The organism is Phytoactinopolyspora endophytica, assembly GCF_004138495.1.
Classification (GTDB): Bacteria; Actinomycetota; Actinomycetes; order Jiangellales; family Jiangellaceae; genus Phytoactinopolyspora; species Phytoactinopolyspora endophytica.
The window spans coordinates 518,861-522,460 of sequence record NZ_ML142850.1 but is presented as its reverse complement, the minus strand read 5'-3'; the positions used below and the strand labels follow the sequence as shown (position 1 = coordinate 522,460).

Here is a 3,600-nt window from a genome sequence, read left to right as displayed (position 1 = left end):
GTCTGGGTCGACTCACATGCGCTGGTCCTACCGCATCAGGGGTCCCGGGACGTCCACAACGACCGCCTGGCTTACGAGTTCATCGCGTCTCTGCTCGCCGACGCCCTGGTCTGGGCGTCCGGCGGACACATCCCCGCCTATAACCCGGTCTCCGAGAGTGAGGAGTACCGCGTGCTCGAGCCGCAGTCCAACTATCGGAGCGCTGCGGATGTTGGAGAGCTGGATCCACAGGCGTGGTTCGCCGGCGCCGGATCGGACTTTCACAACCAGATGGGGCAGGTACTCAACGCGGTGTTCACCCGCTCGATGACCCCCGACGCGGGGATCGACCAGTGGGAGCGAGCGATGAACAACCTGCTGAGTACGCCGAGCCCGGTCTGATCGGTCACCGATTCGAGAGGACGTCAATGTCGACCCCATCTGCGGACAACCCGACGCGGCGCACCGACGTCGCAACCCATACTCATACCCGTACCCGGGCCATCACGACCCGTGAACCTTCGCGACCAGGACACCGGATCCCTCCAGGGGTGTGGTTCATCGTCCCGTTCTTCGCGCTGTACGTGGTCTTCCTGTTGACCCCGATCATTCTGGGAGTCGTCACCAGCCTGTTCAACACCAGCCTGGCCGGCGGCACCGGCGAATTCGTCGGCCTGGACAACTACCGGGAACTGCTGTCCGACGACGCCGTGAGCAGCAGCGCGGGGAACACGCTGACGTTCACCCTGTTCAGCACGCCGTTCCTCATCGTCGTCGCGTTGGTGATGGCGCTGCTGACGCACCGGAACATGCCCGCCCGCTGGCTCTTCCGGCTCGCCTACTTCATGCCTTTCCTCGTCCCGGTCACGGTCGTGACGATGGTCTGGACCTGGATGCTCGGCACTGACTTCGGCTTCTTCAACGGAATCCTCGACCGAGTGGGGATAGGCCCGATCAACTGGCTCGGCGAGCCCACCGCCGCCATGGTGTCGGTGATCATGGTCACCGTCTGGTGGACCGTCGGCTTCAACTACCTGCTCTACCTGGCCGCACTGCAGGGCATCCCGGAGGAGGTGTACGAGGCGTCGGCGATCGACGGCGCGAGCGCGCGGCAGCAACTGTTCAGGATCACCCTTCCGCTGCTCAAGCGCACCACCGGCTTGATCCTGGTGCTCCAGCTCATCGCCAGCCTCAAGGTCTTCGACCAGATATACCTGCTCACCCAAGGCGGCCCGAACTTCGCCACTCGTCCGATCCTGGAGTACATCTACGACGTCGGGTTCACCGGGCTGCGGATCGGCTACTCCTCGGCGATCTCGTACGCGTTCTTCTTCGTGATCCTCGTCATCGCCCTCGTCCAGCTGAAACTGTTCTCCCGCAGAGAAGGGAGCGCATGATGAGCGCCCCAACGTTGCCGCTCGACTCCACCACGTCGTCTCGTGATGATCGCCGGCCGGGCCCGGTTCGCCTGTTCACGCCGCGGCTGGGGCGCGTGTGCATGTGGGTCGCCGCCGCGCTGATCGCGTTCGTGTGGCTGCTGCCGATGCTGTGGGCGCTGGCCACGTCGCTGAAACCCGAAGCCGAGACGACCGCCTATCCGCCGGAATGGACGGCTAGCCGGGTCACCGGCGAGGCGTACACCGAGGTGCTGTCGCAGGGCGATCTCGTCGTATGGTTCCTCAACTCGACGCTCGTGGCGGTAGCGGTGACGGTCATCACCGTGATCACGTCGGCCTGGGCTGCATATGCGTTCGCGCGGCTGCCGTTCCGTGGGCGCAACGTCCTCTACGCGATCACCATCGCCGGGATCATCGTCCCCGCCAACGTCCTGGTGGTGCCGCTTTTCCAGCAGATGCGGATCATGGGCATGGTCGACACGTACTGGGGCATCATCCTTCCGCAGGTGGTCGCCCCGGCGATGGTGTTCATTCTGAAGAAGTTCTTCGAGGCCGTCCCGCGTGAACTCGAGGACGCCGCGGAGGTGGACGGCGCCGGCCGGTCCCGGATCTTCTGGACGATCGTCATGCCGCTGTGCCGGCCGATCCTGGCCGCCGTGTCGATCTTCGTCTTCATCGGTGCGTGGAACAACTTCTTCTGGCCGTTCATCATCACCTCGGACCCGAGCCTGATGACCTTGCCCGTCGGCTTGGCCAACGTGCAGAACGCGTTCGGAGTCCAGTACGCGCAGATGATGGCGGCCGCTGTGCTGGCGGCGTTGCCACTGGTGCTCATCTTCCTGTTCTTCCAGCGGCAGATCGTCCGAGGTGTGGCGACCGCCGGCCTCGGCGGCAACTGAGTTGTCCTCGTGTTCATTCGACTCACCGGAGGTAGGAGTATGTTCGTCACACGCAGCCGGCTAGCCGTCCTGGTAGGGACCGCACTGGTGGCCGGGACCGCCTGGGCCGTACCGTCATCCGCGGCCCAGGTCCCGGCGGACTCTGTAGCGGGGAGCCCGGCGGACTCGGTAGCAGGGAGTCCGGCGGACTCTGCGCTGTCGGGCGCGCGGCGGGAGGCCGAGCCGGATCTGCTGACCGATCAGGTATCCATGTACCCGCGAGGCGTGCGTCTGCAGCACCAGGATGACGACGCCGTGAACGACACGATCGTCGCCAGCGTCACGACATTCACCGACCGTGGCGGGGAAGCCGCGATCTTCTCCAGCGACGACGACGGCCGAAGCTTCGAGCCGATCGCGTCGGTGCCGGTGTCTGAGCGCAACGGTCAGGAAGGCCTGTGCTGCGGGACGCTGTACGAGCTGCCTCAGCAGGTCGGTGAGCTCCCGGAGGGGACGCTGCTGTACTCGGCTAGCGTCGGCCAGAACGCCGGCTCCGAGCGGCGGATGGATCTGGACATCTGGCAGAGCCAGGACGCCGGCCACACCTGGAGCTACCTCTCGGCGTGCGCGAGCGCCCCGAACAGCGGCGGGCTGTGGGAGCCGGAGTTCTCCATAGACGCGCAGGGCAGGCTGGTCTGCCACTATGCCGACGAGACCGATGCCCTGGACGGCACGCAGCGCCTGGTGCGCGTGGTGTCGGACGACGGCGTGCAGTGGGGAGAGCGTAGCTACACGGTGCAGTCGAAATCCGGCGCCACACGGCCGGGGATGCCCATCGTCCGGACGCTGCCGGACGGCAGCTACGTGATGGTCTTCGAAGTGTGCGGCACGCCAGGGCAGTATGACTGCGCCGTCTACTCCAGGCACTCCGACGACGGCTGGGACTGGGGCGATCCGGACGAGCACGGCGACGTCATCACCAGCGTCCAGGGCCGGTACTTCTCGCACGCTCCGACCGTGACCTGGGTGGAGGATGGGACTCCGCAGGGCACCTTGCTGGTCATCGGGCAGCTGCTGCAGGAGGCCGACGGATCTATCGCCGACGGCAACGGCTCGACGATCTTCGTCCAACGCAACGGTAGCTCCGGCTGGCTGGAGATCGCGGCTCCCATCGAGATACCCGACGCCTACAACCACTGGTGCCCCAACTACAGCTCGTCGTTGATACCCCTGGCCAACGGGCGTGACTTCGTCGAGCTGGCGTCGGACCTCGGCGACGACGGGGTCTGCCGGACCTGGTTCGCGCGCGGAAGCATCCGCCCCTGACAAAGGCTGAACCCTCGGCC

Annotated in this window: 3 protein-coding genes and 1 pseudogene; all 4 read left to right on the top strand. The window is 65.9% G+C overall.

The window, feature by feature from the left end; all coding sequences use genetic code 11:
- Window positions 1-381 (top strand): annotated as a pseudogene (locus tag ELR45_RS34645) (hypothetical protein); the annotation flags it as partial.
- Window positions 382-530: 149 nt separating this feature from the next.
- The gene (locus ELR45_RS05685) at window positions 531-1,376 is read left to right on the top strand and encodes a carbohydrate ABC transporter permease (protein WP_205856083.1); all 846 of its coding nucleotides are present in this window, start codon (window positions 531-533) and stop codon (window positions 1,374-1,376) included.
- Complete coding sequence (locus ELR45_RS05680; protein ID WP_129664118.1) at window positions 1,376-2,275, top strand: carbohydrate ABC transporter permease; 900 nt, start codon at window positions 1,376-1,378, stop codon at window positions 2,273-2,275. The genes ELR45_RS05685 and ELR45_RS05680 overlap by 1 nt, the downstream gene beginning before the upstream one ends.
- A gap of 39 nt (window positions 2,276-2,314) precedes the next feature.
- Window positions 2,315-3,580 carry a sialidase family protein gene (locus ELR45_RS05675; protein ID WP_129664116.1) on the top strand — a complete coding sequence of 422 codons (1,266 nt, stop codon included), beginning with the start codon at window positions 2,315-2,317 and terminating at the stop codon, window positions 3,578-3,580.
- The last annotated feature ends 20 nt before the right edge of the window (window positions 3,581-3,600 follow it).

What these genes read in the sequence shown, in the direction of transcription:
- ELR45_RS05675 (WP_129664116.1), top strand. Translation starts at nt 2,315, where the DNA reads ATGTTCGTCACACGCAGCCGGCTAGCCGTCCTGGTAGGGACCGCACTG.
- ELR45_RS05680 (WP_129664118.1), top strand. Translation starts at nt 1,376, where the DNA reads ATGAGCGCCCCAACGTTGCCGCTCGACTCCACCACGTCGTCTCGTGAT.